The following is a 1,624-nucleotide window of genomic DNA, read 5'->3' on the forward strand; positions in this document are numbered from 1 at the left end:
ATGCTGTTAAACAAACATTGCCTCACCTTGCAGGTCATGACTTTGATTACATTCTTATTTTAAGCGGCGATCAATTGTATCAAATGGATTTTGGTGCTATGATTGATAATCATGCAGCACAGGGTGCCGATATTACCATTGCCACTATTCCTGTTGGCGAAAGAGAAGCGCCGGAGTTTGGCATATTAAAATCTAATGAAGAAAATTTAATAACATCGTTTATTGAAAAACCTAAAAAAGAATTATTGCCCGACTGGATCAGTGATACCGGCGATGAGATGCAAAAGCAGGGCAGAAATTATTTAGCCTCAATGGGGATTTATATTTTCAGCAGAAAATTATTGTTTGATCTGCTGCAAACAGAAAAAAAAGATGCTACTGATTTTGGAAAAGAAATTATTCCTTCTTCTATTGAAAAATCGAAAGTTATCAGTTACCAGTACGACGGTTACTGGACGGATATTGGAAATATTTATTCTTTCTTTGAAGCCAACCTGGCTTTAACATTAGAAATTCCTTTATTCAATTTATTTGATAACAGGAATGTGGTGTACAGCAGGGCACGTATGTTACCACCAGCAAAAATTAGCGGCACTACACTGGAGCATACATTAATTGCCGAAGGTTGTATAATAAATGCCAGCCGTGTTGAAAACAGTGTGGTTGGTATCCGCAGCCGCATTGGCCAGGGCAGTACGGTGGTAAGTTGTTACATGATGGGAAGTGATTATTACGAAACTTTGGAAGAAATAAATCATAATGCCGAGAGAAGTTTACCCAAATTAGGTATTGGTGACAGGTGTTATATTAAGAATGTGATAATTGATAAAAATTGCCGCATTGGTAACGATGTACGCATTAATGGAGGCCCGCATTTAGCAGATGCCGACCATTCTTTATACACTGTAAAAGATGGAATTGTGGTATTGAAAAAAGGAGCGGTGCTGCCTGATGGGTTTGTGATATAATTCAGCAAAATAATTAAACAATTTATACGACATCCTTTTTTTAAGGATGTTTTTTTTTGTAGTATTTTAAAAATGTGTATTTTGTACACAATTAACGATAAACCAAAACGATTGCTATGCCCGATTACAACCAAACTATTTTTGAAGATCTAAAAAAAGATCCCCGGCCACGTTTACCATTATCAGAAATCATCAACATGAGTGTTGGTTTTTTTGGTATTCAGTTTGGCTGGGATTTGCAAAGGGCAAACATGGGCCGCATTTACGAAAATCTCGGTGCCAATCCGGATGATGTGCCATTATTATTTTTAGCAGCACCATTAACGGGTTTACTTATTCAGCCCATTATAGGTTATATGAGCGACAGGACATGGCATCCAAAGTTTGGCAGGCGAAGGCCCTACTTTTTTATTGGTGCGGTGTTAAGTTCTATAGCTTTAATTTTTATGCCTAACAGCAGTGCCTTGTGGATGGCGGCTGGTTTACTTTGGGTGTTAGATGTATTTGGTAATGTAAGTATGGAACCTTTCAGGGCATTCGTTACCGATAAATTACCCGACAGCCAGGTTAATAAAGGGTTTATTATGCAGAGCTTAATGATTGGATTGGGAGGCAGCATAGCATCATCTTTACCATGGGTGTTTAAAAATATTTTT

The 1,624-nt window shown here is 37.7% G+C and carries 2 protein-coding genes; both read left to right on the forward strand.

Annotated features, from left to right (window positions below; translation table 11 throughout):
• Positions 1-968, forward strand: a 968-nt coding sequence (locus ACY65O_RS01550; RefSeq protein ID WP_462219088.1) for a sugar phosphate nucleotidyltransferase, incomplete at its 5' end; no start/stop codon positions are given.
• 116 nt (positions 969-1,084) lie between these two features.
• On the forward strand, positions 1,085-1,624 hold a 540-nt coding region (locus ACY65O_RS01555), incomplete at its 3' end, for an MFS transporter (protein ID WP_462219089.1).

It is taken from the genome of Ferruginibacter sp. (assembly GCF_031430955.1).
Taxonomy (GTDB): domain Bacteria; phylum Bacteroidota; class Bacteroidia; order Chitinophagales; family Chitinophagaceae; genus Ferruginibacter.